Origin of the sequence: Micromonospora pallida (assembly GCF_900090325.1) — a bacterium.
GTDB classification, from domain to species: domain Bacteria; phylum Actinomycetota; class Actinomycetes; order Mycobacteriales; family Micromonosporaceae; genus Micromonospora; species Micromonospora pallida.
On sequence record NZ_FMHW01000002.1, the window covers coordinates 483,588 to 505,230 of the forward strand.

The 21,643-nt window shown below is 70.7% G+C and carries 18 protein-coding genes and 1 tRNA gene; 13 read left to right on the top strand and 6 right to left on the bottom strand.

Annotated elements, in window-relative coordinates; all coding sequences use genetic code 11:
- Positions 1-147 precede the first annotated feature (147 nt).
- A complete protein-coding gene (locus tag GA0074692_RS02370) occupies positions 148-1,113 on the top strand; it encodes a trypsin-like serine peptidase (protein ID WP_091638855.1) in 966 nt (321 codons plus the stop codon).
- A gap of 62 nt (positions 1,114-1,175) precedes the next feature.
- On the opposite strand, the gene GA0074692_RS02375 is transcribed toward GA0074692_RS02370, so the two are convergent.
- Positions 1,176-1,259 (bottom strand) — tRNA-Leu (locus GA0074692_RS02375).
- Positions 1,260-1,354: 95 nt separating this feature from the next.
- Here GA0074692_RS02375 and GA0074692_RS02380 point away from each other — a divergent pair.
- From GA0074692_RS02380 to GA0074692_RS34495, 8 genes are all read left to right on the top strand, one after another.
- Positions 1,355-1,975 carry an ANTAR domain-containing response regulator gene (locus GA0074692_RS02380; protein WP_091638857.1) on the top strand — a complete coding sequence of 207 codons (621 nt, stop codon included), beginning with the start codon at positions 1,355-1,357 and terminating at the stop codon, positions 1,973-1,975.
- A 56-nt stretch (positions 1,976-2,031) separates the two neighbouring features.
- Positions 2,032-3,210, top strand: a complete 1,179-nt coding sequence (locus tag GA0074692_RS02385) for a hypothetical protein (protein ID WP_141725110.1) — start codon at positions 2,032-2,034, stop codon at positions 3,208-3,210.
- A 231-nt stretch (positions 3,211-3,441) separates the two neighbouring features.
- Positions 3,442-4,596, top strand: coding sequence for a branched-chain amino acid ABC transporter substrate-binding protein (locus GA0074692_RS02390; protein ID WP_091638862.1), 1,155 nt, complete (start codon positions 3,442-3,444; stop codon positions 4,594-4,596).
- Between the two features lie 61 nt (positions 4,597-4,657).
- Positions 4,658-5,599, top strand: a complete 942-nt coding sequence (locus GA0074692_RS02395) for a branched-chain amino acid ABC transporter permease (RefSeq protein ID WP_091638864.1) — start codon at positions 4,658-4,660, stop codon at positions 5,597-5,599.
- Positions 5,596-6,738, top strand: coding sequence for a branched-chain amino acid ABC transporter permease (locus tag GA0074692_RS02400; protein WP_091638866.1), 1,143 nt, complete (start codon positions 5,596-5,598; stop codon positions 6,736-6,738). The genes GA0074692_RS02395 and GA0074692_RS02400 overlap by 4 nt, the downstream gene beginning before the upstream one ends.
- 79 nt (positions 6,739-6,817) lie before the next feature.
- The gene (locus tag GA0074692_RS02405; RefSeq protein ID WP_176738660.1) at positions 6,818-7,738 is read left to right on the top strand and encodes an ABC transporter ATP-binding protein; all 921 of its coding nucleotides are present in this window, start codon (positions 6,818-6,820) and stop codon (positions 7,736-7,738) included.
- Positions 7,728-8,438, top strand: a complete 711-nt coding sequence (locus tag GA0074692_RS02410) for an ABC transporter ATP-binding protein (RefSeq protein ID WP_091638869.1) — start codon at positions 7,728-7,730, stop codon at positions 8,436-8,438. The genes GA0074692_RS02405 and GA0074692_RS02410 overlap by 11 nt, the downstream gene beginning before the upstream one ends.
- A gap of 117 nt (positions 8,439-8,555) precedes the next feature.
- Positions 8,556-8,699 carry a hypothetical protein gene (locus GA0074692_RS34495; protein WP_176738262.1) on the top strand — a complete coding sequence of 48 codons (144 nt, stop codon included), beginning with the start codon at positions 8,556-8,558 and terminating at the stop codon, positions 8,697-8,699.
- A 308-nt stretch (positions 8,700-9,007) separates the two neighbouring features.
- Here the strand turns inward: GA0074692_RS34495 and GA0074692_RS02415 are convergent, their stop codons facing one another.
- Complete coding sequence (locus tag GA0074692_RS02415; RefSeq protein WP_091638872.1) at positions 9,008-9,253, bottom strand: hypothetical protein; 246 nt, start codon at positions 9,251-9,253, stop codon at positions 9,008-9,010.
- Positions 9,254-9,360: 107 nt separating this feature from the next.
- Here GA0074692_RS02415 and polA point away from each other — a divergent pair, with 107 nt between their 5' ends.
- Entirely contained in the window at positions 9,361-12,060 is a 2,700-nt protein-coding gene (gene polA / locus GA0074692_RS02420; protein WP_091638874.1) for a DNA polymerase I, read from the top strand.
- Between the two features lie 328 nt (positions 12,061-12,388).
- On the opposite strand, the gene GA0074692_RS02425 is transcribed toward polA, so the two are convergent.
- The 3 genes from GA0074692_RS02425 to GA0074692_RS02435 all read right to left on the bottom strand — a co-directional run bounded on the left by GA0074692_RS02425 (position 12,389) and on the right by GA0074692_RS02435 (position 14,192).
- Positions 12,389-12,820, bottom strand: a complete 432-nt coding sequence (locus GA0074692_RS02425) for a DUF3140 domain-containing protein (protein ID WP_091638877.1) — start codon at positions 12,818-12,820, stop codon at positions 12,389-12,391.
- Positions 12,807-13,025, bottom strand: a complete 219-nt coding sequence (locus GA0074692_RS02430; protein WP_091638879.1) for a hypervirulence associated TUDOR domain-containing protein — start codon at positions 13,023-13,025, stop codon at positions 12,807-12,809. The genes GA0074692_RS02425 and GA0074692_RS02430 overlap by 14 nt, the downstream gene beginning before the upstream one ends.
- 279 nt (positions 13,026-13,304) lie before the next feature.
- Entirely contained in the window at positions 13,305-14,192 is an 888-nt protein-coding gene (locus tag GA0074692_RS02435) for a class I SAM-dependent methyltransferase (RefSeq protein ID WP_091638881.1), read from the bottom strand.
- Positions 14,193-14,551: 359 nt separating this feature from the next.
- On the opposite strand from GA0074692_RS02435, the gene rpsA reads away from it, so the two are divergent.
- Together rpsA and coaE are read left to right on the top strand one after the other, a co-directional pair.
- Positions 14,552-16,039 carry a 30S ribosomal protein S1 gene (gene rpsA, locus GA0074692_RS02440; protein WP_091638883.1) on the top strand — a complete coding sequence of 496 codons (1,488 nt, stop codon included), beginning with the start codon at positions 14,552-14,554 and terminating at the stop codon, positions 16,037-16,039.
- Between the two features lie 135 nt (positions 16,040-16,174).
- Positions 16,175-17,353 carry a dephospho-CoA kinase gene (coaE, locus tag GA0074692_RS02445; RefSeq protein ID WP_091652409.1) on the top strand — a complete coding sequence of 393 codons (1,179 nt, stop codon included), beginning with the start codon at positions 16,175-16,177 and terminating at the stop codon, positions 17,351-17,353.
- A gap of 90 nt (positions 17,354-17,443) precedes the next feature.
- On the opposite strand, the gene GA0074692_RS35205 is transcribed toward coaE, so the two are convergent.
- Positions 17,444-19,204: a hypothetical protein gene (locus GA0074692_RS35205; RefSeq protein WP_141725111.1), complete on the bottom strand. Its 1,761-nt coding sequence runs from the start codon at positions 19,202-19,204 to the stop codon at positions 17,444-17,446.
- Positions 19,205-19,535: 331 nt separating this feature from the next.
- On the opposite strand from GA0074692_RS35205, the gene uvrB reads away from it, so the two are divergent.
- Positions 19,536-21,638, top strand: coding sequence for an excinuclease ABC subunit UvrB (uvrB, locus tag GA0074692_RS02455; protein ID WP_091638885.1), 2,103 nt, complete (start codon positions 19,536-19,538; stop codon positions 21,636-21,638).
- The last annotated feature ends 5 nt before the right edge of the window (positions 21,639-21,643 follow it).

The following is a 21,643-nucleotide window of genomic DNA, read 5'->3' on the forward strand; positions in this document are numbered from 1 at the left end:
GTCGGGTCGACCTGGCCCCGCGCCGGCCCGACGTGCGCACTCGACGGGTGTCCGGGGGTGGACTCGACGGGTGTGCCGGGCCGACAGCATCCACTACCATCAGTGGCGGAATCGTCACAGGCGCGCGCCCGAGGATGGTGGTGCCCGATGAAATCCTTCCGGCAGTTCGTGATCGTGTGCACCGTGGTCGGCGCGGCGTTGGCCACCGGTGCCGTGGCGTACGCGTCACCGGCCGCGGGGACGTTCTCCGTGGGAGAGCGGGCTCGGGCGGTCGCCCACTGGACCCCGGAGCGGATGCGCGCGGCGGTGCCCCTCGAGTCGCTGGCGCACGCGGGGAAGAGCGCGAGCCCGGCCAGCAGCGGCCCGGCCACCAGCGGCCCGGCCACCAGCGGGCCGGCGTCCGGCCGACCGGTGAGCGCCTCCGCCACCGTACCGGCGAGCTTCCCCCACCCGGGCGGTCCCTGGCCGGGTGGCGGAAGCGTGAGCCGGACGGTCGGCCGGGTCTTCGCCATCACCCACGACAACCGGGACGTCTGGTGCACCGCGACCGCCGTGACCAGCGTCAACAAGAGCACCACCATGACCGCAGCGCACTGTGTGCGGTACGGCGGCTTCTACCTGGCCCGGTGGGTCTTCGCGCCGGGCTACCACCAGGGTGTCGCCCCGTACGGCCTCTGGCCGGCGCGCCGGATCATGGCGATGGACAACAGCGGAGGCTCCCCTAACCCTGTCTACGACGTCGGCGCCGGTATCGTCGCGCCGCTGAACGGCAGGTACCTGACCGACGTGGTGGGCGGCGAGGGGATCACCTTCAACGAGCCCGTGATCCGGGACAGGTACGCCTTCGGGTACGTCGTGTCCGCCCCCTACTACGGGAACTGGCTGGCCTACTGTAGTGGCACCACGTCCAGTGACCCGTACGGGAACCCGACCCTGGCCTGCACCATGGGCACGGGTGCCGGGGGCGGGCCGTGGTTCGTGCGGTTCGACGAGGCGACCGGGTCCGGCCTGCTCAACTCGGTGACCGCCGTCGGGTCCACCACGAGCCGACTGGTGGGCGCCTACTTCGGTGAGTTGGCGCGGACCTTCTACCTCACCGCGCAATCGAGCTGACCCGGCCGGGTCGAGAGCGATGGTCGGCGTCGACCGCGCCGTGACCGTAGGTGTGACAGGAGTGCCGGGAGCGGGACTTGAACCCGCACGCCCTTTCGGGCAGATGCTTTTGAGGCATCCGAGTCTGCCGATTCCTCCATCCCGGCTTCACCCCTGAGGGGAGTGGGGCTCACTGTACCCGACTACTCTGATGCGGGAGCATGGGTGGTAGCCGTGCCGGGAACAACGTGGGAGTTGGCTGGTGGCCGAGACGCAGACGGGGGCCGAGCGCAGGCGCGTGCTGATCGCCGAGGACGAGGCGCTCATCCGGCTCGATTTGGCCGAGATGCTCGTCGAGGAGGGCTACGAGGTCGTCGGTGAGGCGGGTGACGGCGAGACCGCCGTCCGGCTCGCCGAGGAACTCAAGCCCGACCTGGTGATCCTCGACATCAAGATGCCGATCATGGACGGCCTGGCCGCCGCCGAGCGGATCGCCGGGGCCCGGATCGCCCCGGTGATCATCCTGACCGCGTTCAGCCAGCGGGACCTGGTCGAGCGGGCGCGGGCTGCCGGCGCGATGGCGTACCTGGTGAAGCCCTTCCAGAAGAGCGACCTGGTGCCGGCGGTGGAGATCGCCCTCTCCCGCTACTCGGAGATCGCCGCGCTGGAGGCGGAGGTCGCCGGGCTGACCGACCGGCTGGAGATCCGCAAGACCGTGGAACGCGCCAAGGGCGCGCTGATGACCACGTACAACATGACCGAACCGCAGGCGTTCAAGTGGATCCAGCGGACGGCGATGGACCACCGGATGACCATGAAAGAGGTCGCCGAGCGCATCCTGACGGAAACCGCCGGCGGTGAGGCGGCGCAGCCCGCCGGGTGATCGTGGCGCGGTCGCCGGGCACCTTTCCCGGCGGCCGGACCGATAGCATCTCGTCCATGTCGGCCCGACGCGTGGTGGCGCTCCTCGCTCTCCTCGGCGTGTTCCTGACCGCCTGCGAGCGGTCGTCCGACGATCCCGACGCCGCGCCGTCGGCGCCGGTGCGGCCGGCCTGGCAGCCGGTGACGTTGCCGCCGCCGCCGGGTCCGCCGGGCCGGCTGCTGGTGCGGGACGCGGTGGCCTGCGCGGACCACTGGTACGTGGTGGGTGGCGTCGGTGACGCGGCGGGGGAGACCCGGCCAGCGGCCTGGACCAGCCCGGACGGGGCGACCTGGACGTCGGTGCCGATGCGGCCGAAGTCGTACTACGGGCAGCGGCACGTCCTCTACTCGGTGGCCTGCCGCAACGGTCAGGTGGCGCTGCTCGGGGCGAAACGGGGCGGGGCGCACGCGAACCCTCGGACGAGCAGTTGGCGGCAACTGCCGGACGGCTCGCTGACCGAGGTGACCGCGCCGTTCGAGTTGTTCGGCGGCCCACGGGCGGTGAACGTGGCCCGGCTGGTCGCCGGCACGCCCGGCTGGCTGATCACCGGGAACCGGACGGGTGGCGCGGCGAGCTGGGTCTCGGCGGACTCGACGCGGTTCACCATCGTCGAGGGCGCCCCGGAGTTGGCCTCCGACGGCCGGGGGGAGACCTGGGGGTTCGACGCGGTGGACCGCGACGGGCGCTGGCTGATGGTGGGCGGCCTGCTGCTGACCGGCCGGACCGACCGCGATCCGTTGGCCTGGACCTCGGCGGACGGCGTCACCTGGCAGCGGGTGCCGGTGCCGGCGACCACCGAGTACGACGAGTTGCAGCGGGTGGTGCTGGTCGACGGGGTGCCGGTGGCGGTGGGGTTGCGCGGTCGGGCGTTCGGGACGTGGCGGGCCGACGGTGACGGCGGCGCCTGGCGGACGACGGCGGGGTTTGGTACGGCCCGGACCGACGGTATCCCGGGGGTGCGCGGGCTGACGGTGGCCGGCAGTCGACTCTACGCCGCGACGGTGGACGGGGGCGGGCACGCGCTCTGGGTGTCGGCGGACGGCGGCGGTTCGTGGCGGTCCGTGGACCCGCCGGTGGCGATGCCGGGCGGGGCGGAACGGGCGGTGGCGTTGGCCGGTTCTCGGGAACGCCTGCTGCTGGTGGTGGACGACGCCGCGGCCGGCCAGGTGTTTCTGGCACCCGATTCCGCGAGTTGAGAAACGGATTTCCGTCATGTGACGGCTGTCGGATCATCGACGCCTTTGTTCGTAACGTTTTGGCAAGCGTCGCTTACAGGCCTTCCGGGACCAATTACGGCTCCAGTACGCTCCGCCATCACGAGCCGTAAGCAGGTGTGCGGATCCTCACCCGGGGAGTTGTCGTGGGGCGGGCGTGCGAGCCGGCCTCTCCGGGACGCCGTACCTGCATCTGGAGGAGGTCAGGAAGCCGTGAGGCGTAGTTATGTACGGGCGCTCAGCGCCGTCGGGCTGGCGGCGGCGCTGGTCGCGGTCGCGGGCTGCCAGGATGCCGGCAGTGACACCGAGGCCGGCGGCGACGGCAAGTGCGGTGGCAAGATCGCCATCTACGGGGCCTTCACCGGCCCGAACGCCGGTCTGGTGCTGCCGTCGCTGAACGGCGCGAAGCTGGCCGTCAAGCAGCACAACGAGAAGAACCCGAACTGCAAGGTCGAGCTCAAGGAGTTCGACACCACGGGTGACCCGACCCAGGCGACCCCGGTGGCGAACCAGGTCGCCCAGGACCAGTCGTTCACCTCGGTGATCGGTGGTCACTTCTCCGGCGAGACCAAGGCGACCATGGCGACCTACGAGGCCGCCGGGCTGGTCATGGTGAGCCCGTCGGCGACCGCCGCGGAGCTGACCACCGCCGGTAACAAGTCGTTCCACCGGGTCGTCGGCAACGACGCCACCCAGGGCACGGCCGCGGTGACGTACCTGAACAACGTGCTCAAGCCGACCAAGGTCTTCGTGATCGACGACGGCCAGCCGTACGGTGCGGGCATCATCGCCGAGGTCAAGAAGGGCCTCGGCGCGAAGGTGGTCGCCGAGGACAAGGTCCAGACCGAGCAGACCAACTTCGACGCCACCATCTCGAAGATCAAGTCCTCGGGCGCCGACGTGATCGCCTACGGCGGTTACACCAACGAGGCGGCGCCGCTGCTGAAGCAGGCGCGGGCCGCGGGCATCACCGCGAAGTTCCTCGGCTTCGACGGCCTCTACGACCCGGGCTTCCCGGCCGGTGCCGGCGCTGGCGCCGAGGGCGCGATCGTGACCTGCCCGTGCCTGCCGGCCACCGAGGCCGGTGGCACCTTCGCCGCCGACTACGAGAAGGAGTACGGCGAGGCGCCGGGCTCCTACGGCGCGGAGGGCTACGACGGCGCGGTGGTGCTGCTGGAGGGCTACGCGGCCGGCAAGTCCACCCGCAAGGAGCTGCTCGAGTGGGTCGACGCCTACGACAAGCCGGGCGTGTCCAAGCACGTCAAGTTCGACGCCAACGGTGACGTCGACAAGTCCAAGGTCGTCATCTGGGCGTACGAGATCAAGGGCGGCCAGATCGTTCCCAAGGAAGAAATCAAGCTCAGCTGAGCCCAACGAGCACGGCCGGGGGCGGTAGCCCCCGGCCGTGCTCGTTGCAGAGGGAGAAATCGTGAATTTCGACGAACTCTTCGGGCACCTGGGCCAGCACACGGTGGACGGTCTGGCGAAGGGCGCGATCTACGCTCTCGTCGCGCTCGGCTACACGCTGGTCTACGGGGTTCTGAAGCTGATCAACTTCGCCCACTCCGAGGTCTTCATGGTGGGCACGTTCACCGTGGTCGGGGTGTGGAGCCTGATGGGAGCCACCGACGGGCCGCCGGTGGGCACCATGTTGCTGCTGCTCACGGTCGCCCTGCTGGCCTCGGCGGCGGTTTCCGGGCTGACCGCGGTGGCGGTGGAACGGATCGCGTACCGGCGGTTGCGGCGAATGAACGCCCCGCCGCTGATCTTCCTGATCACCGCGATCGGTCTGTCGCTGGTGATGTCGGAGGCGTTCGGTCTCTGGCAGGGCCGGCTGGTGGTCGGTATGCCGACGGTGCTGGAACGTGACGTGGTCTTCTCGATCGCCGGCACCGACGTGACCAACACGCAGTTGATCACCGTGGTCGCCGCGCTGGTCATGATGGTCGGGCTGGACGTCTTCATCAACCGCACCCGGTACGGCCGGGGCGTCCGGGCGGTCGCCCAGAACCCGGACACCGCCGCGCTGATGGGCGTCAACAAGGACCGCGTGATCGCGCTGATCTTCCTGCTGGGTGGTCTGCTGGCCGGCGCGGCGGCGCTGCTGTACACGATGCGCTACGGCAACACCCGGTTCAACGTCGGCTTCATTCTGGGCCTGAAGGCGTTCACCGCCGCCGTGCTCGGCGGCATCGGCAACATTCGCGGCGCGCTGCTCGGCGGGCTGCTGCTCGGTGTCGTCGAGGTCTACGCGGCGACGCTGACCAAGTCGAGCTGGGAGGACGTGGCCGCCTTCGTGGTGCTGGTGGTCGTCCTGCTGTTCCGTCCGACCGGTCTGCTCGGCGAGTCGCTGGGGAGGGCCCGCGCATGACGACGACGACCAAGGGGCCGCTGGACGGCCTGCGAAACACGACCGGGAAGGTCGGCGACCGCTTCCGGGCGCTGCCCAAGTGGCAGCGGATGTTGGCCTTCGCCGCGTTCGTGGCGTTCCTCTACTACCTGCCGCTGCTCGGCATCCCGGGGCTGACCTGGCTGCGTACCGACGTCAACGGCGGCAACAACTGGGCCGGGGTGCTGTTCCTCTGCGCCGTCTACGTGCTGATCGCCGTCGGCCTGAACGTGGTGATCGGCCTGGCCGGTCTGCTCGACCTCGGCTATGTCGGGTTCTACGCGGTCGGCGCGTACAGTGTGGCGCTCTTCGGCTCCACCCAGTCGCCGGTGGTCAAGGCGCTCCAGGAACGCTTCGACCTGCCCCAGGAGTGGGCGGTGGCCTGGGCGATCTGCATCCCGCTGGCGATCGCCTTCACCATGATCTCCGGGGTGCTGCTCGGCTGGCCGACGCTACGGCTGCGCGGTGACTATCTGGCCATCGTGACGCTCGGGTTCGGCGAGATCATCCGGATCGTGGTCCGAAACGTGGGCTGGTCGGGTGGGCCGCAGGGGGTCACCGGCATCCCGGGTCCGCAGGGCCCGCCGTCGGCGGACAACGACGTGTTCGGCCTGATCGACGCCAAGCCGTGGTACTGGCTGGCTCTGACGGCGGTGCTGGTGCTGGTCTTCGCGGTGCGCCGGCTGGAGAACAGCCGGGTCGGCCGGGCCTGGCTGGCGGTACGGGAGGACGAGGACGCCGCCGCGGTGATGGGTGTCTACCCGTTCAAGTTCAAGCTGTGGGCGTTCGCGATCGGCGCGGCGCTCGGTGGGGTCTCCGGGGCGCTGTTCGCCAGCCGGCAGGGCTTCATCGAGCCGGCGACGTTCAACGCGCAGCTTTCCGTGTTGTTCGTGGCGATGGTGGTGGTCGGCGGTGCCGGCAACATGGCCGGGGTGGCGCTCGGCGCGTTCCTCCTGGCGTACCTTCCGGAGCGGTTCCGGGACTTCGCCGAGTGGCGGTTCCTGGCCTTCGGTCTGGCGCTGGTGCTGGTGATGCTCCTGCGCCCGCAGGGTCTGATTCCGAGTCGACGTCGGGCCCGCGAGTTGAAGGACCGTGCCGAGGAGGTGCCGGCCAGTGTCTGACGAGAAAGCGGTTCCCGAGCCCGGAGACAAGATCCCCGAGCAGCGGGCGGTGTCGGCGGGAGCGGACGAGCAGCCGGACCTGGAGGAGATCAAGCTCCACCGGTCGGTGCCCCGGCAGCGGGAGGTGCTGCTCGACGTCGACCACGTGACGCTGCGCTTCGGCGGTGTGACGGCCCTGGACGACGTCAGCTTCAGCCTCTACCAGGGGGAGATCCTCGGTCTGATCGGCCCGAACGGAGCCGGTAAGACCACCTGCTTCAACGTGATGACCGGCGTGTACCGGCCCACCTCTGGGGCGGTGCGGTTCAGCGGCCAGCAGGTGACCGGTCGCAAGCCGCACCAGATCAACCGGATGGGCATCGCCCGGACGTTCCAGAACATCCGTCTCTTCCCGGAGATGACGGCGCTGGAGAACGTCATGATCGGTGCGGACGCCCGGCACAAGACCAGTGTGGTCGGGGCGCTGTTCCGGCTCTACCGGGTCAAGGCCAAGCCGGAGGAGTTGCCGGTGGTCGACTCGACCAACGGGATCGTCCGGACCTGGCAGAAGATCCGGCGCGGCAGCGCGAAGGTCTTCGGTATCTCCCGGCACACGCTGGAGGAGCGGGCCGGCGAGCGTAAGTCCCTCGAACTGCTCAAGTTCGTCGGGATCGTCGGCCGGGCCAACGAACTGGCCCGGAACCTGCCCTACGGTGACCAGCGTCGGCTGGAGATCGCCCGGGCGCTGGCCACCGAGCCGAAGCTGCTTTGCCTGGACGAGCCGGCCGCCGGCTTCAACCCGGCGGAGAAGGCGGAGCTGAACGCCCTCATCCGGCGGATCCGCGACCTCGGCTACACGGTGCTGCTCATCGAGCACGACATGCGGCTCGTCATGGGGGTCACCGACCGGATCGTGGTGCTGGAGTTCGGCAAGAAGATCGCCGAGGGGACGCCCGCCGAGGTGCGGGAGAACCCGAAGGTGATCGCGGCCTACCTGGGGGAGTCCGTCGATGCTGCTTGAGATCGAGGACCTGACGCTGGCGTACGGGCGGATCGAGGCGCTGCACTCGGTCAGCCTGCACGTGGCCGAGGGCGAGGTGGTGGCCCTGATCGGCGCGAACGGCGCCGGCAAGACCACCACGATGCGGGGCATCTCCGGACTGCTGTCGGCCAAGACGGGCAAGATCCGGTTCAACGGCGAGGACATCACTGGAGTCCGGGCCGACCTGCGGGTCATCCGGGGGATCTGTCAGGCTCCGGAGGGCCGGGGCATCTTCCCCGGCATGACGGTCCTGGAGAACCTGGACATGGGGGCGTACACCCGCAAGGACCGGGCCGGCATCGCCGCCGACCTGGACCGGGTGCTCACCCTCTTCCCGCGCCTGAAGGAGCGGCGCAAGCAGGCCGGCGGCACCCTCTCCGGCGGTGAGCAGCAGATGCTCGCTGTCGGCCGGGCACTGATGAGCCGGCCGAAGCTGCTGCTGCTGGACGAGCCGTCGATGGGGCTGGCCCCAATGGTGATCCGGCAGATCTTCGACATCGTCACGGAGATCAACCAGCAGGGCACCACCATCCTGCTGGTGGAACAGAACGCCCAGCAGGCGCTCTCCCGCGCCCACCGCGGCTATGTGCTGGAGACCGGCCGGATCGTCAAGGAGGGCACCGGCCAGGACCTGCTGCACGACCCGGCGGTCAAGGAGGCGTACCTGGGCGTCGCCTGACGCCCGTTCCACTGCCAGCGGCCGGTCATCGCACGAGCGATGACCGGCCGCTGACGTCTCGCCGTCGGGTTACCGGAGCGACGTCAGTTCATGTAGCCCCTCAGCAGATAACCGCGGGTGCCGCATCGATCGCAGTCGTCGGTGATCGCCGGGTCCGGGGTGGTTCCGGCCGGTGCCACGCTGCTGCTGGACCACGTCCCGAACGTGCAGGTGTACGTCTGGTACATGCCACTGGCGACCCGGGAACTGCCCGTGGAGTGACAGGCGCTCTCAGAGCTGTAGATCCCACCGTCGACCCACACGCCGGCGTGGGCCGGCCCGGCGATCGTCATGACGGAGCCAGCCGCGACAAGTGCCGACACGGCGATTGCGCGTGTGATTTTCTTCATTTCCCCGCTTCTGTCGTCGTGGACGGTTTTCGCTTGCCGTCCGATGTCAAGAACAGCGCTGCCGCGCGTTCCTGTTTTGGTGCGTACTACCGCCGCGGGCCCCCGCGTCCCTGTGGCGGCCGATTCTGGTCCGGGCGAAGTGCCGAATTATCGGTATCCCAGAGACGCGGGGTGGCGCGTTCAGTTCATGTAGCCGCGCAGGCGGTAGAAGTTGCGTTGGGCGACGCTGTCCCACTCAGCCGTACAGGTGTAGGTCTGGTACATGCCGCTCAGGACCCGGCCGTGTCCCGTCGTCTGGCAGTCGGAATTGGTCTGGTAGAGGCCGCCGTCTACCCAGACCCCTGCCTGTGCGGGGCCGGCCATGAGTGTTGCGCCGGCGACGGTGGTCAGCGCGACCACTCCCATTCGCTGCAGAAACTTTTTCATCCCCGTTCCTTTCTGCTTTGACGGATAGCGATACGTTAACTGCTGTGAGTGACTTTCGCTACCCCGGTTGCGGGGTGCTGTCGGACCCCGGCGGTAGAGTCGCCTGCGTGACAGCTACGACCCCGCGCCTACTCCTCGTCGACGGCCACTCCCTGGCCTACCGGGCCTTCTTCGCCCTGCCGGTGGAGAACTTCTCCACCACCACCGGGCAGCCGACAAACGCGGTCTACGGCTTCACCTCAATGCTGATCAACGTGCTCCGCGACGAGCAGCCCACCCACCTCGCGGTCGCCTTCGACGTCTCCCGCCGCTCCTTCCGCACCGACAAGTACGCCGAGTACAAGGCCGGCCGCAGCGAGACCCCGGCCGACTTCGTCGGGCAGGTCAGCCTGGTCAAGGAGGTCCTCGCCGCGCTGCGTGTCCCGGTGGTCGAGAAGGAGGGGTACGAGGCCGACGACGTCATCGCCACCCTCGCCTGCCAGGCCCGTGACCAGGGCATGTCCGTGCTGATCTCCACCGGCGACCGGGACGCCTTCCAGCTCGTCGACGACAACATCACCGTGCTCTACCCCCGTAAGGGCGTCTCCGACCTGGCCCGGATGGACGGCGACGCGGTCGAGGCGAAGTACGGCGTCCGCCCCGAGCGGTACCGCGACCTCGCCGCACTGGTCGGCGAGGCCAGTGACAACCTGCCCGGCGTCCCCGGCGTCGGCCCGAAGACCGCCGCCAAGTGGATCAACCTGTACGGCGGGGTGGAGGGCGTCGTCGCGCGCGCCGACGAGATCAAGGGCAAGGCCGGCGAGAGCCTGCGCGAGCGGCTCGCCGACGTGATCCGTAACTACGACCTGAACTGCCTGGTCGCCGACCTCGAGCTGCCGCTACGCGCCGAGGACACCCGCTGGACCGGCTGGGACCGGGAGGCCGTGCACCAGGTCTTCGACACGCTCCAGTTCCGCATCCTGCGCGACCGGCTCTACCAGTACCTGGAGGCGGTCGAGCCGGAGGCCGAGGCCGGCTTCGAGCTGACCGGCGAGGTGCTCACCGAGCCGGGGGGCCTGACCGCGTGGCTGGGCGCCCACGCGCCGGCTGGCACGCCGGTCGGCATGGCGGTCAAGCTCGACACCGGCCCGAACCGCCGGCACACCGCCGCCGTCCTCGGGCTGGCCCTGGCCACCACCGGTGGCGCGGCGGTCTGGTTCGACCCGGCGAAGCTGGGCACCGAGGACGAGTCGGCGCTGGCGGCCTGGCTGGCCGACGCCGAGCGGCCGAAGGTGCTGCACGACAGCAAGCCGGCCGTGCTCGCCTTCGCCGCGCACGGCTGGACCCTGGAGGGCATCCACCGGGACACCCAGATCGCCGCCTACCTGGCCCGTCCCGACCAGCGCTCGTACGACCTGACCGACCTGGCGCTGCGCTACCTGCACCGGGAGTTGCGGGTGGACGCCCCGGAGACCGGCCAGCTCACCCTGGAGGGGTTCGGCGACGACAGCGAGGCCGAGCAGAACCTCATGCTCCACGCCCGGGCCACCCTGGACCTGGCCGAGGCGATCGACGCCGAGCTGTCCCGCGACGGTGAGCAGTCCGCCCGGCTGATGGCCGGGGTGGAGCTGCCGCTGATGCGGGTGCTGGCCGGCATGGAGCGGATCGGCATCGCCGCCGACACCGACTACCTGCACGAGTTGGAGGCGCACTTCGCCGGTGAGGTGAAGGGCGCCGCGCAGGCCGCGTACGCCGAGATCGGGCGGGAGTTCAACCTCGGCTCGCCCAAGCAGCTCCAGGAGATCCTCTTCGGCGAGCTGGGCCTGCCCAAGACCAAGAAGATCAAGACCGGTTACACCACCGACGCGGACGCCCTCCAGTGGCTCTTCGCGCAGACCCAGCACCCGGTCCTGGCCCACCTGCTGCGCCACCGGGACGTCGCCAAGCTCAAGGTGACCGTGGACGGCCTGCTCAAGTCGGTCTCCGACGACGGCCGCATCCACACCACGTTCAACCAGACGGTGGCCGCGACCGGCCGGCTCTCCTCCACCGAGCCCAACCTCCAGAACATTCCCATCCGCACCGAGGAGGGCCGGCGGATCCGCCGGGCGTTCGTGGTCGGCGAGGGGTACGACTGCCTGCTCACCGCCGACTACAGCCAGATCGAGATGCGGATCATGGCGCATCTGTCCTCAGACGAGAAGTTGATCGACGCGTTCAACTCCGGGGCCGACTTCCATGCCGTCACCGCCTCGTCGGTGTTCGGCGTGCCGGTCGAGGAGGTCACCGCCGACCAGCGGCGCAAGATCAAGGCGATGAACTACGGCCTGGCGTACGGGCTCAGCGCGTTCGGCCTCTCCCAGCAGCTCGGGATCAGCGCCGAGGAGGCCCGGGGCCTGATGGACGACTACTTTGCCGGGTTCGGTGGGGTACGCGACTACCTCCGTACCGTGGTCGACAAGGCCCGCCAGGACGGCTACACCTCCACCGTGCTGGGCCGTCGCCGCTACCTGCCCGATCTCGTCAGCGACAACCGGCAGCGCCGGGAGATGGCCGAGCGGATGGCGCTCAACGCCCCGATCCAGGGTTCCGCCGCCGACATCATCAAGCTCGCCATGCTGCACGTCGACACGGCGCTGCGGGACGCCGGGCTACGCTCGCGGATGCTGTTGCAGGTGCACGACGAACTGGTCTTCGAGGTGGCGCCGGGGGAGCGGGAGGCGCTGGAGACGCTGGTACGGCGGGAGATGGGCGAGGCGTACCCGCTCTCGGTGCCGCTGGAGGTCTCCGTGGGCGACGGCCGCGACTGGAACAGCGCCGGCCACTGACCCTTCGCCCTGCCTGCCTGCCGCCCCTGCCTGCCGCCCCTGCCTGCCGCCCCTGCCTGCCGGCCCTGCCTGCCGCCCGCGTCGATCATGGACTTGTGGCACCTCCCAAACTTCGCAATCGCCACCAGTCAGGCGCCACAACTCCATGATCGACGGAGTCGGGGTTGGGGGGTTCCGGGCAGCCCGGCCCGCTCCGGGCGTCAGGCTTGATCCCTGCGCGGGCCGGGCTGCCCGGAACCCCTGGCCTGGTCCGGGTCGCGGGCTTGCGCGGGGTTGGCGGCTCGGGGCAGGAGCCGGTCCCCGGGTGGGGCGGACAGCTTCACCGCTGCTAGCGGGTTGGACTGCGGCGGGAGATGGGCGGGGCGCCGTGTCGCTCCAGGGCGCGGCGGGACGGGCCGCCGGGTGGTGGCAGCGGTGCCTTGATCGGGTCGTGGCCCCAGTTCATCAGGGACCAGCGCCACTTCGTGTTCCGGACGTCGCCGGAGGGGCGCTGGGCCATGTGCCGGTGGACGTAGCCGACGACCTTGCGCATGTGCTTGAGGTCAGCGGCGGAGAGTTCCGCGCGTTTGCGGCGTAGCAGGTTGACGATCTTCCGGCCGGACTCGTGGCCGACCGACTCGCCGCCCCCGGTGCCCTTCTTGCGCCAGCCGACGTGCTTGGACTCGTCAGTCTCCAGCCACTTCGACAGCTCGCCGGGCTTCATGTTCACCGCGTCCGTGAACTCGCGGTAGGTGTCCCGGCCCTGCTCATCGTTCTTCATGGCGCAGCGCCTCCGGCTTGTGTGCGACGTCCCGGCCCGAGTCGTCGTTGCGGATGCGGTACTGCGGGTGTTCGGGAGACGCGTTCACCGTGTGCCCCCGTACGTGCGTCCGGTAGGTCAGCTTCTCCTTGACCACGCCGTGTGCCCGACCGCTGTGGCTGGCCCAGGAGACGTGGTCGCCCTCGCGGAACTCCCTGTCGGCCATGCCCGCGGATTACCCGGCGGGCATGGCCGGAAACCGCGCCGCCCGTGCCCGGAAACCGCGCCGCCCGTGCCCGGAAACCGGGCCGCCCGTGCCCGGGTACCGCGCCGCCCGTGCCCGGGTACCGCGCCGCCCGTGCCCGGGTACCGCGCCGCCCGTGCCCGGGTACCGCGCCGCCCGTGCCCGGGTACCGGGCCGTCGGCATCAGCGTCGGCAACCGGGCTGCTGGTGTCGGTCGACCTGGGTAGTGTCGCGGGGACGGACAGCGGGTGCGACGTCGGGTCAGTCGGCCGGCTGCTCCGCGCCGAAGCTCCTGGCCGGCTGCTCCGCGACGGAGGTCCGGGCCGGGTTCTCCGGTTTCTCTGCGACGATGGGTTTCTCGGTGACGAAGATGGCGGTGCCGGGGAAGAGGCGGCCGCGTAGCGGGCTCCACTGGCCCCAGATCCCCTCGTGCCCCGTCGGCCACTCGGGTTCCACCAGGTCGAGCAGGTGGAAGCCGGCGCCGACCAGTTCCCGGATCCGGTCGCCGAGGGTGCGGTGCTGCTCGACGTAGGTGGCGACGCCGTCCTCGTCCTGCTCGACGTAGGGGCTGCGGTCGAAGTAGGGGTGGACGGCGACCAGCCCGCCCTCGCCCGGGTCGTCGTAGAAGATCCAGCGCATCGGGTGGGTCACCGAGAAGACCCAGCGCCCGCCGGGGCGCAGCACCCGGGCCACCTCGCGCATCACGGCCGCCGAGTCGGCCACGAACGGGATCGCGCCGAACGCCGTGCAGACGATGTCGAAGGCGGCGTCGGCGAAGGGGAGGGCCAGCGCGTCGGCCTGCACCAGCGGGACGCGTACGCCGCTGCGGTCGGCGGCCTGGGCGGCGTGCCGCAGCATGCCGGCGGAGAGGTCCAGGGCGACCGGTCGGGCGCCCTGGGTGGCCAGCCACCGGGCGGCGGCCGCGGCGCCGCAGCCGAGCTCCAGGATCCGCCGGCCGGCGAGATCGCCGAGCAGCCGGGCGTCGGCCTCGCGCAGCCCCTCCGGGCACCAGACGAAGTCCACCTCGCCCAGGAAGTGGCCGTGTTCGGCCTGGTAGTCGTCGGCGTCAGCGTCCCACCAGCGGCGGTTGGCCCGGCGCGCCTCGGCGTCGCCGACCCGGCGGCGCAGCACCCGGTTGTCGTCGTCCACGCGACCACGCTAGGCCCCGCCCAGTCGGCGGCCGTCGGCGGTGCCGGCGCACGGCGGTGGCCGCTGTGACGGCTGTTACATGGCTGGGGGATTGCGGGCGATTCTTCGGCTTTCGCAGCTGACGCGCCCCGGAGAGAGTGGGAGGGCTTGCACGCTGTGGTAATGCACCGGGTAGGCTAGAGGATGCGCTCGCGGATCGTGTGTCTCGGCAGGGAGCAGGCGCGCGGTCAACGGAGCCACATCACATGATCTCACTAGACGATCGTTCGGTGTGCCCGGAGGCGGATCCGCTGGCGCGAACAGGTCACTGCGACACGAGCCGTGCTGTGACACACCATCCGACCGGAGCAACCGCCCACATGACGAGCAGCATCGAGGCCCCCTCGAGCGCCACCCGGGTCACCCACGACGATCTCGGTTCCGAGGAAGCTTTCCTCGCCGCGATCGACGAGACCATCAAGTACTTCAACGACGGCGACATTGTCGAAGGCACCGTCGTCAAGGTCGATCGGGACGAGGTCCTGCTCGACATCGGCTACAAGACCGAGGGTGTCATCCCCTCTCGGGAGTTGTCGATCAAGCACGACGTGGACCCGGCCGAGGTGGTGTCGGTTGGTGACCACATCGAGGCGCTCGTCCTCCAGAAGGAGGACAAGGAGGGGCGTCTGATCCTCTCCAAGAAGCGGGCGCAGTACGAGCGGGCCTGGGGCACGATCGAGAAGATCAAGGACGAGGACGGCGTCGTCCGCGGCTCGGTCATCGAGGTGGTCAAGGGTGGCCTCATCCTCGACATCGGGCTGCGCGGCTTCCTGCCCGCCTCCCTGGTCGAGATGCGTCGGGTGCGGGACCTCCAGCCGTACGTCGGCCGGGAGCTCGAGGCCAAGATCATCGAGCTGGACAAGAACCGCAACAACGTGGTTCTGTCCCGCCGGGCCTGGCTCGAGCAGACCCAGTCCGAGGTGCGCACCGAGTTCCTCAACAAGCTCCAGAAGGGGCAGGTCCGCAAGGGCGTCGTCTCCTCGATCGTCAACTTCGGCGCGTTCGTCGACCTTGGCGGCGTGGACGGTCTGGTGCACGTCTCCGAGCTGTCCTGGAAGCACATCGACCACCCGTCCGAGGTCGTCGAGGTGGGCCAGGAGGTGGAGGTCGAGGTCCTCGACGTCGACCTGGACCGCGAGCGGGTCTCGCTGTCGCTGAAGGCGACCCAGGAGGACCCGTGGCGTCAGTTCGCCCGCACCCACGCGATCCAGCAGATCGTGCCGGGTAAGGTCACCAAGCTGGTGCCGTTCGGTGCCTTCGTCCGGGTGGACGACGGCATCGAGGGTCTGGTCCACATCTCCGAGCTGGCCGAGCGCCACGTCGAGATCCCGGAGCAGGTCGTCCAGGTCGGCTCCGAGGTCATGGTCAAGGTCATCGACATCGACCTCGAGCGGCGGCGGATCTCGCTCTCGCTCAAGCAGGCCAACGAGGGCTTCGTCGAGGGCGAGGAGCACTTCGACCCGACCCTCTACGGCATGGCCGCGACGTACGACAACGAGGGCAACTACATCTACCCGGAGGGCTTCGACCCGGAGACGGGCGAGTGGCTCGAGGGGTACGACAAGCAGCGCGAGACCTGGGAGAACCAGTACGCCGAGGCGCGTCAGCGCTGGGAGGCCCACACCAAGCAGGTGCAGAACTCCCGGGCCGCCGACGCCGAGGCCGCTGCCAACCCGGCTCCCGCGGTCACCGGCGGCGCCACCTCGACCACCCCGGCCCCGAGCCGGCAGACCGAGGAGCCGTCCGGCACCCTCGCCACCGACGAGGCGCTCGCCGCACTGCGGGAGAAGCTCGCCGGCGGTAAGTGATCCACAGGCACCATCGGAAGGCCCCGTCCCCGGCTCCCCACGGTGGACGGGGCCTTCCCCTTTTCTCCACCCCGGTTGGGCCGGTTTCTCCACCCCCGGTGGGGCCGACCGAGGGTGGTCGGGTTCACTGATGCGGTGTTGATGGTGGGGCTGACCGGAGGCATCGGTTCCGGCAAGAGCGCGGTGGCGGCGCGGTTGGGGCAACTCGGCGCGGTGGTGATCGATTCGGACCGGATCGCCCGGGAGGTGGTCGCCCCGGGTAGCGAGGGGCTCGCCGAGATCGTCGCCACCTTCGGCCCGGGGGTGCTCGCCCCGGATGGGTCGCTCGACCGGCCGGCGCTCGGGGCCGTGGTCTTCGGCGACGAGGCGGCCCGCCGTCGACTGGAGGCGATCACTCACCCCCGGGTGCGGGCCCGCAGCGCCGAGCTGGCTGCCGCCGCGCCGCCGGACGCGATCGTCGTCAACGACGTACCGCTGCTGGTCGAGGTGGGGCTGGCCCCGACGTACCACCTGGTGGTCGTGGTGCAGACGGCGCCGGAGATCCGACTGGCCCGACTGGCGCGGGACCGGGGGATGAGCCGGGCGGAGGCCGAGCGGCGGATCGCGGCCCAGGCCGACGACGCCCGGCGGCGGGCCGCCGCCGACGTGGTGCTCAGCAACGACGCCACCCTCGACGATCTGCACGTCGCGGTGGACGCGCTCTGGCACGGACGACTCGTGCCGTACGAGGAGAACCTGCGGCACCGCCAGCCGGTGTGGGTACGGCAGGTCCAGCTCGTCGATCCGGACCCGACCTGGCCCCAGCAGTACGACCGACTCGCCGCCCGGATCCGCCGCGCGGTGGCCCCGGTCGACGTGCGGATCGACCACATCGGGTCGACCGCTGTGCCCGGTCTGCCCGCGAAGGACGTCATCGACATCCAACTCGGAGTGCCCTCACTCGCCGAGGCGGACGACCTCGCCGAGCGCCTCACCGCCGCCGGGTTCCCGCGTTTTCCGGGTCGCTGGTGGGACACTCCGCACCCGGCCGGCGGCCAGCCCTGGGACAAGCGGTTGCACGGCAGCGCCGACCCGGGCCGGCGGGTCCATCTGCACGTCCGCGAGGCCGGCTCGCCGGGCTGGCGGTACGCGCTGCTCATGCGTGACCACCTGCGCGCCGACCCGGAGCAGCGGGCTGCCTACCTGGCGGTGAAGCGGACGGTGGCGGCGGCGAACCCGGACAGCGCCGGTTATGCCACGGCCAAGGAACCGTGGTTCGACGAGGAACACGTACGTGCCGAGGAGTGGGCCGCCCACACCGGCTGGCGCCCCTGACCGGCCCGCCTGCCTGCTGGGCCTGGGTGTCCCGGTTGCCCTTCTGCCGGGGCGGGGCCGGATGGGTTCCTGCCGGGTGAGCCCGGACGGTCAGCGGGGTGGCCGGGCGGGCGGCACCGGGGGCAGCCGGGGCACCGGCGCCTGTACCAGGTCGAGTTGGGCCCACGCGCCGATCCCGGTCCGCAGCTCCAGCCGGCGTAGCACGCCGGAGCGGTCGAGCCAGTACCGGAAGGCGTTTCGTCCGGCGCGTACCTGGACGACGTCCACCTGTCGGCCACCAGTGCTGTCCCGGCGTAGCCAGGTGGTGCGGGCCTGTTCCGGCGGGGTCCGCCCGGCCCGCAGCGCCGATCCGACCAGCAGGTCCAGGTCACCCGACCCGGTCCGTGCCCGCTGCCAGCGCACCTCGTGGGGCGGCGGCAACGGCGGCCGGGCGTCCGGGGCCTCGTCCCCGGCCGGGACCTCCGTGCGGGCCACGCCCGACCGGTCGTAACGCGCCAGGGTCCGGCGTCCGGCAGCGGCGAGATCGGTGGTGGCGAGGTACGCGACCTGCCCGCCCCAGTCCAGCCAGCCACCGCCGCGCAGGTTGACGCCGCTGCCCGCGGGGACGGCCAGGACCAGCGCGGTGCCGCCGAGAGCCCGGTTGCGGACGGGCATCAGGATCAGCCGGTCCGCCTCCTCCCGGGTCAGCTCCCGGGGAAGTCCGGGGGCGCCACCGAGGGCCGCCACCGGGGGCAGCGGCGGGCGGTGCGACCGGTCCAGGTCCAGCGTGACCGGCACCGTGCCGGCCAGCCGGGCCGTCAGCCGGTACAGCCGGGCGTCCCGGTCCACCCAGTAGCGCCACCCGGCGTCGGCCGACTGTCGCGTGGGGGCACTGCTGGCGGGGGTGGCGGTCGGCAGCGGTGGCGCGCCGGTCGTACGGAACACGTCGACCGGGATGCGGCCGACGGTGTCCCGGTCCACCCAACGTGCGGTGCCGGAACGCAGCGGCTCGACCGGGTCCGGACGGTCGGCCGACAGTGCGAAGAGCAGATCGAGGAGAGCGGCCAGCGGCGGATCGCCCGGCAGGTCGTGGATCCGCCAGTTGTCGGCCGGTGGCACCAGCGGGGGAACCGCCGGGGTGAGCACAGCGGCCGGGTCGGGACGGACCGCCACCAGGTCGGGGGTCGCCTGCACCAACCCCCGGACCGGACCCGCCCCGGGACCACCGACGTCGAGGTAGACCAACGGCCGGGTCCAGTCGACCCACCCGACCGCCTCGACGCGGTCACCGCCGTGGCCCACGGTGGCCCGTAGCTGGGCACGCCCGTCCCGGTAGTTTGTGACCCGGACGGCGGCCAGCCGCTCGGCCTCAGCGAGCGTGAGCGCCCGGGCCGGTTCGGGCGGTTCGGGCCGCCAACTGAGCAGTACGGCGACCAGGACGGTGGCGGTGACGGCGGCGATGGTGCCGAGCCCGACCAGGACGCTGCGCCGCCGTCGGGTCGAGCGCGCCGACCCGCCGTCCCGGTCGTCGCTGCCGTCCGGCTGGTGCGCGTCGTCTCGGTCGTGCCGGTCGTCCTGGTCCGGCTTGTTGTTTCGGTCCTCGCCCTGGTCGGCCTCATCTCGGTCGTCCGCGTCGTCCGCGTCGTCCGCGTCGTCCGCGTCGTCCGCGTCGTCCGCGTCGTCCGCGTCGTCCGCGTCGTCCGTGTCGTCCGTGTCGTCCTGGTCGTCCGTGTCGTCCGTGTCGCTCGGGTCGTCCGCGTCGTCCTGGTCGTCCGCGCGGCTCTGGTCGTCGGCATCGCCCTGGTCGGCGTCCGGTTCGCCAGCGTCCGGTTCGCCGCAGGCGTCCGTGGGGGTGCCGCCCGGGGCGGGCACGCGTCCGGACTCCGGGTCGGGCGTTGTCTCCACGAGTGGTTGAACGGCCCGACCGGGCTGGGGTGACGAGTGGGGCCGCTCGCGGCGGCCGGTCTGCGCACTCGGCGCGACCGCGTCGGGGGCGCACGCCGGTCGACCCGGGTGCCGCAACCCCTGCGCCGGGCGGGTCGGCCATCGAAGGCCGGGCCCCGGCCCGGTCGGCCGCCGCGAGCGGCCTACGCTGCTCACCTTAGCCTGGTGAGATGTAGCCCACAATGCGAATATCGAAGCTGGTCAGGCACGCCCCGTCACTCTCGGCGGGGTGTCACACCCACGGCGTACCGTTGGGGTCATGGCGCTCGACATCCCCCGTCTCGACGGACGTTTCCAGGTCGTCAGCGAGTTCCAGCCGGCCGGCGACCAGCCCGCCGCCATCGACGAGCTGGAGCGCCGCGTCCGCCGGGGCGACCGGAACAGCGTCCTGCTCGGCGCCACCGGCACCGGCAAGAGCGCCACCACCGCTTGGCTGGTCGAGCGGCTGCAACGACCGACGCTGGTCCTCGCCCCCAACAAGACCCTCTGCGCCCAGTTGGCCAAGGAGTTCAGCGAGCTGCTCCCGCAGAACGCGGTCGAGTACTTCGTCTCCTACTACGACTACTACCAGCCTGAGGCGTACATTCCGCAGACCGACACGTACATCGAGAAGGACTCCTCGATCAACGAGGAGGTCGAGCGGCTGCGGCACTCCGCGACGATGTCGCTGCTCACCCGGCGGGACGTGATCGTGGTGGCCACCGTCTCGGCGATCTACGGCCTGGGCACCCCGGAGGAGTACCTCGACCGGGCCGTCCGGGTCACCGTCGGGCAGGAGCTGGACCGCGACCAATTGCTGCGTCGCCTGGTCGATATCCAGTACACCCGTAACGACATGGCCTTCCAGCGCGGCACCTTCCGGGTCCGCGGCGACACCCTGGAGATCATTCCGGCGTACGAGGAACTGGCCGTCCGGATCGAGCTGTTCGGCGACGAGGTGGAGAAGCTCTACTACCTCAACCCGCTCACCGGTGACGTGGTGCGCGAGGTCGACCACCTGCTGATCTTCCCGGCCACCCACTACGCCGCCGGTCCGGAGCGGATGGAACGGGCGATCCGCGACATCGAGACCGAGCTGGCCGAGCGCCTGGCCGAGCTGGATCGGCAGGGCAAGCTGCTGGAGGCACAGCGGCTGCGGATGCGCACCACCTACGACATCGAGATGATGCGGCAGGTCGGCTTCTGCTCCGGCATCGAGAACTACTCCATGCACATCGACGGTCGGCTGCCAGGCAGCCCGCCGCACTGCCTGCTGGACTACTTCCCCGACGACTTCCTCACCGTGGTGGACGAGTCGCACGTGACGATCCCGCAGATCGGCGGCATGTACGAGGGCGACGCCTCCCGCAAGCGGATGCTGATCGACCACGGCTTCCGGCTGCCCAGTGCGGCCGACAACCGACCGCTGCGCTTCGACGAGTTCCTGGAGCGGGTCGGCCAGATGGTCTACCTCTCCGCCACCCCCGGCTCCTGGGAGCTGGAGCAGGCCCAGGGCGAGTACGTCGAGCAGGTGATCCGCCCGACCGGCCTGGTCGACCCGGAGGTGGTGGTCAAGCCCACCAAGGGGCAGATCGACGACCTGATGCACGAGATCCGGCTGCGGACCGAGCGCGACGAGCGGGTGCTGGTCACCACGTTGACCAAGAAGATGGCCGAGGACCTCTCCGACTACCTGCTGGAGAACGGCATCCGGGTGCGCTACCTGCACTCCGAGGTCGACACGCTGCGCCGGGTGGAGCTGCTGCGCGAGCTGCGTAAGGGCGAGTACGACGTCCTGGTCGGCATCAACCTGCTCCGGGAGGGCCTCGACCTGCCCGAGGTCTCCCTGGTGGCGATCCTCGACGCCGACAAGGAGGGTTTCCTGCGCAGCGGCCGGTCGTTGATCCAGACCATCGGGCGGGCGGCCCGGAACGTCTCCGGCCAGGTGCACATGTACGCCGACAAGATCACTCCGTCGATGGCCGAGGCGATCGACGAGACCAACCGGCGGCGGGCCAAGCAGATCGCGCACAACGAGGCCCACGGGATCAGCCCCGAGCCGCTGCGCAAGAAGATCCACGACATCCTGGACGACATCTACCGCGAGGCGGAGGACACCGACAACCGCGTCGGTGGCGCCGTACGGCAACTCTCCCGGGGCAAGGCTCCGGTCAAGGAGACCCGCAGCCGGTCCCGGGTCACCGCCGGCCCGTCCCGGGAGGGCATGGCCCGCGCTGACCTCGCCCAGCTCATCCAGGAACTCAACGACCAGATGCTGGCCGCCGCCCGGGAGTTGCAGTTCGAGCTGGCCGCCCGGATCCGTGACGAGGTCGCCGACCTCAAGAAGGAACTGCGCGGTATGGACGCGGCCGGGGTGAAGTGACGCGG

Coding starts and splice junctions, on each gene's coding strand:
- GA0074692_RS02370 (WP_091638855.1), top strand. CDS start 148: ATGAAATCCTTCCGGCAGTTCGTGATCGTGTGCACCGTGGTCGGCGCG.
- rpsA (WP_091638883.1), top strand. CDS start 14,552: ATGACGAGCAGCATCGAGGCCCCCTCGAGCGCCACCCGGGTCACCCAC.
- GA0074692_RS02410 (WP_091638869.1), top strand. CDS start 7,728: ATGCTGCTTGAGATCGAGGACCTGACGCTGGCGTACGGGCGGATCGAG.
- GA0074692_RS02425 (WP_091638877.1), bottom strand. CDS start 12,820: ATGAAGAACGATGAGCAGGGCCGGGACACCTACCGCGAGTTCACGGAC.
- GA0074692_RS02430 (WP_091638879.1), bottom strand. CDS start 13,025: ATGGCCGACAGGGAGTTCCGCGAGGGCGACCACGTCTCCTGGGCCAGC.
- uvrB (WP_091638885.1), top strand. CDS start 19,536: ATGGCGCTCGACATCCCCCGTCTCGACGGACGTTTCCAGGTCGTCAGC.
- GA0074692_RS02385 (WP_141725110.1), top strand. CDS start 2,032: ATGTCGGCCCGACGCGTGGTGGCGCTCCTCGCTCTCCTCGGCGTGTTC.
- GA0074692_RS02400 (WP_091638866.1), top strand. CDS start 5,596: ATGACGACGACGACCAAGGGGCCGCTGGACGGCCTGCGAAACACGACC.
- GA0074692_RS02415 (WP_091638872.1), bottom strand. CDS start 9,253: ATGAAAAAGTTTCTGCAGCGAATGGGAGTGGTCGCGCTGACCACCGTC.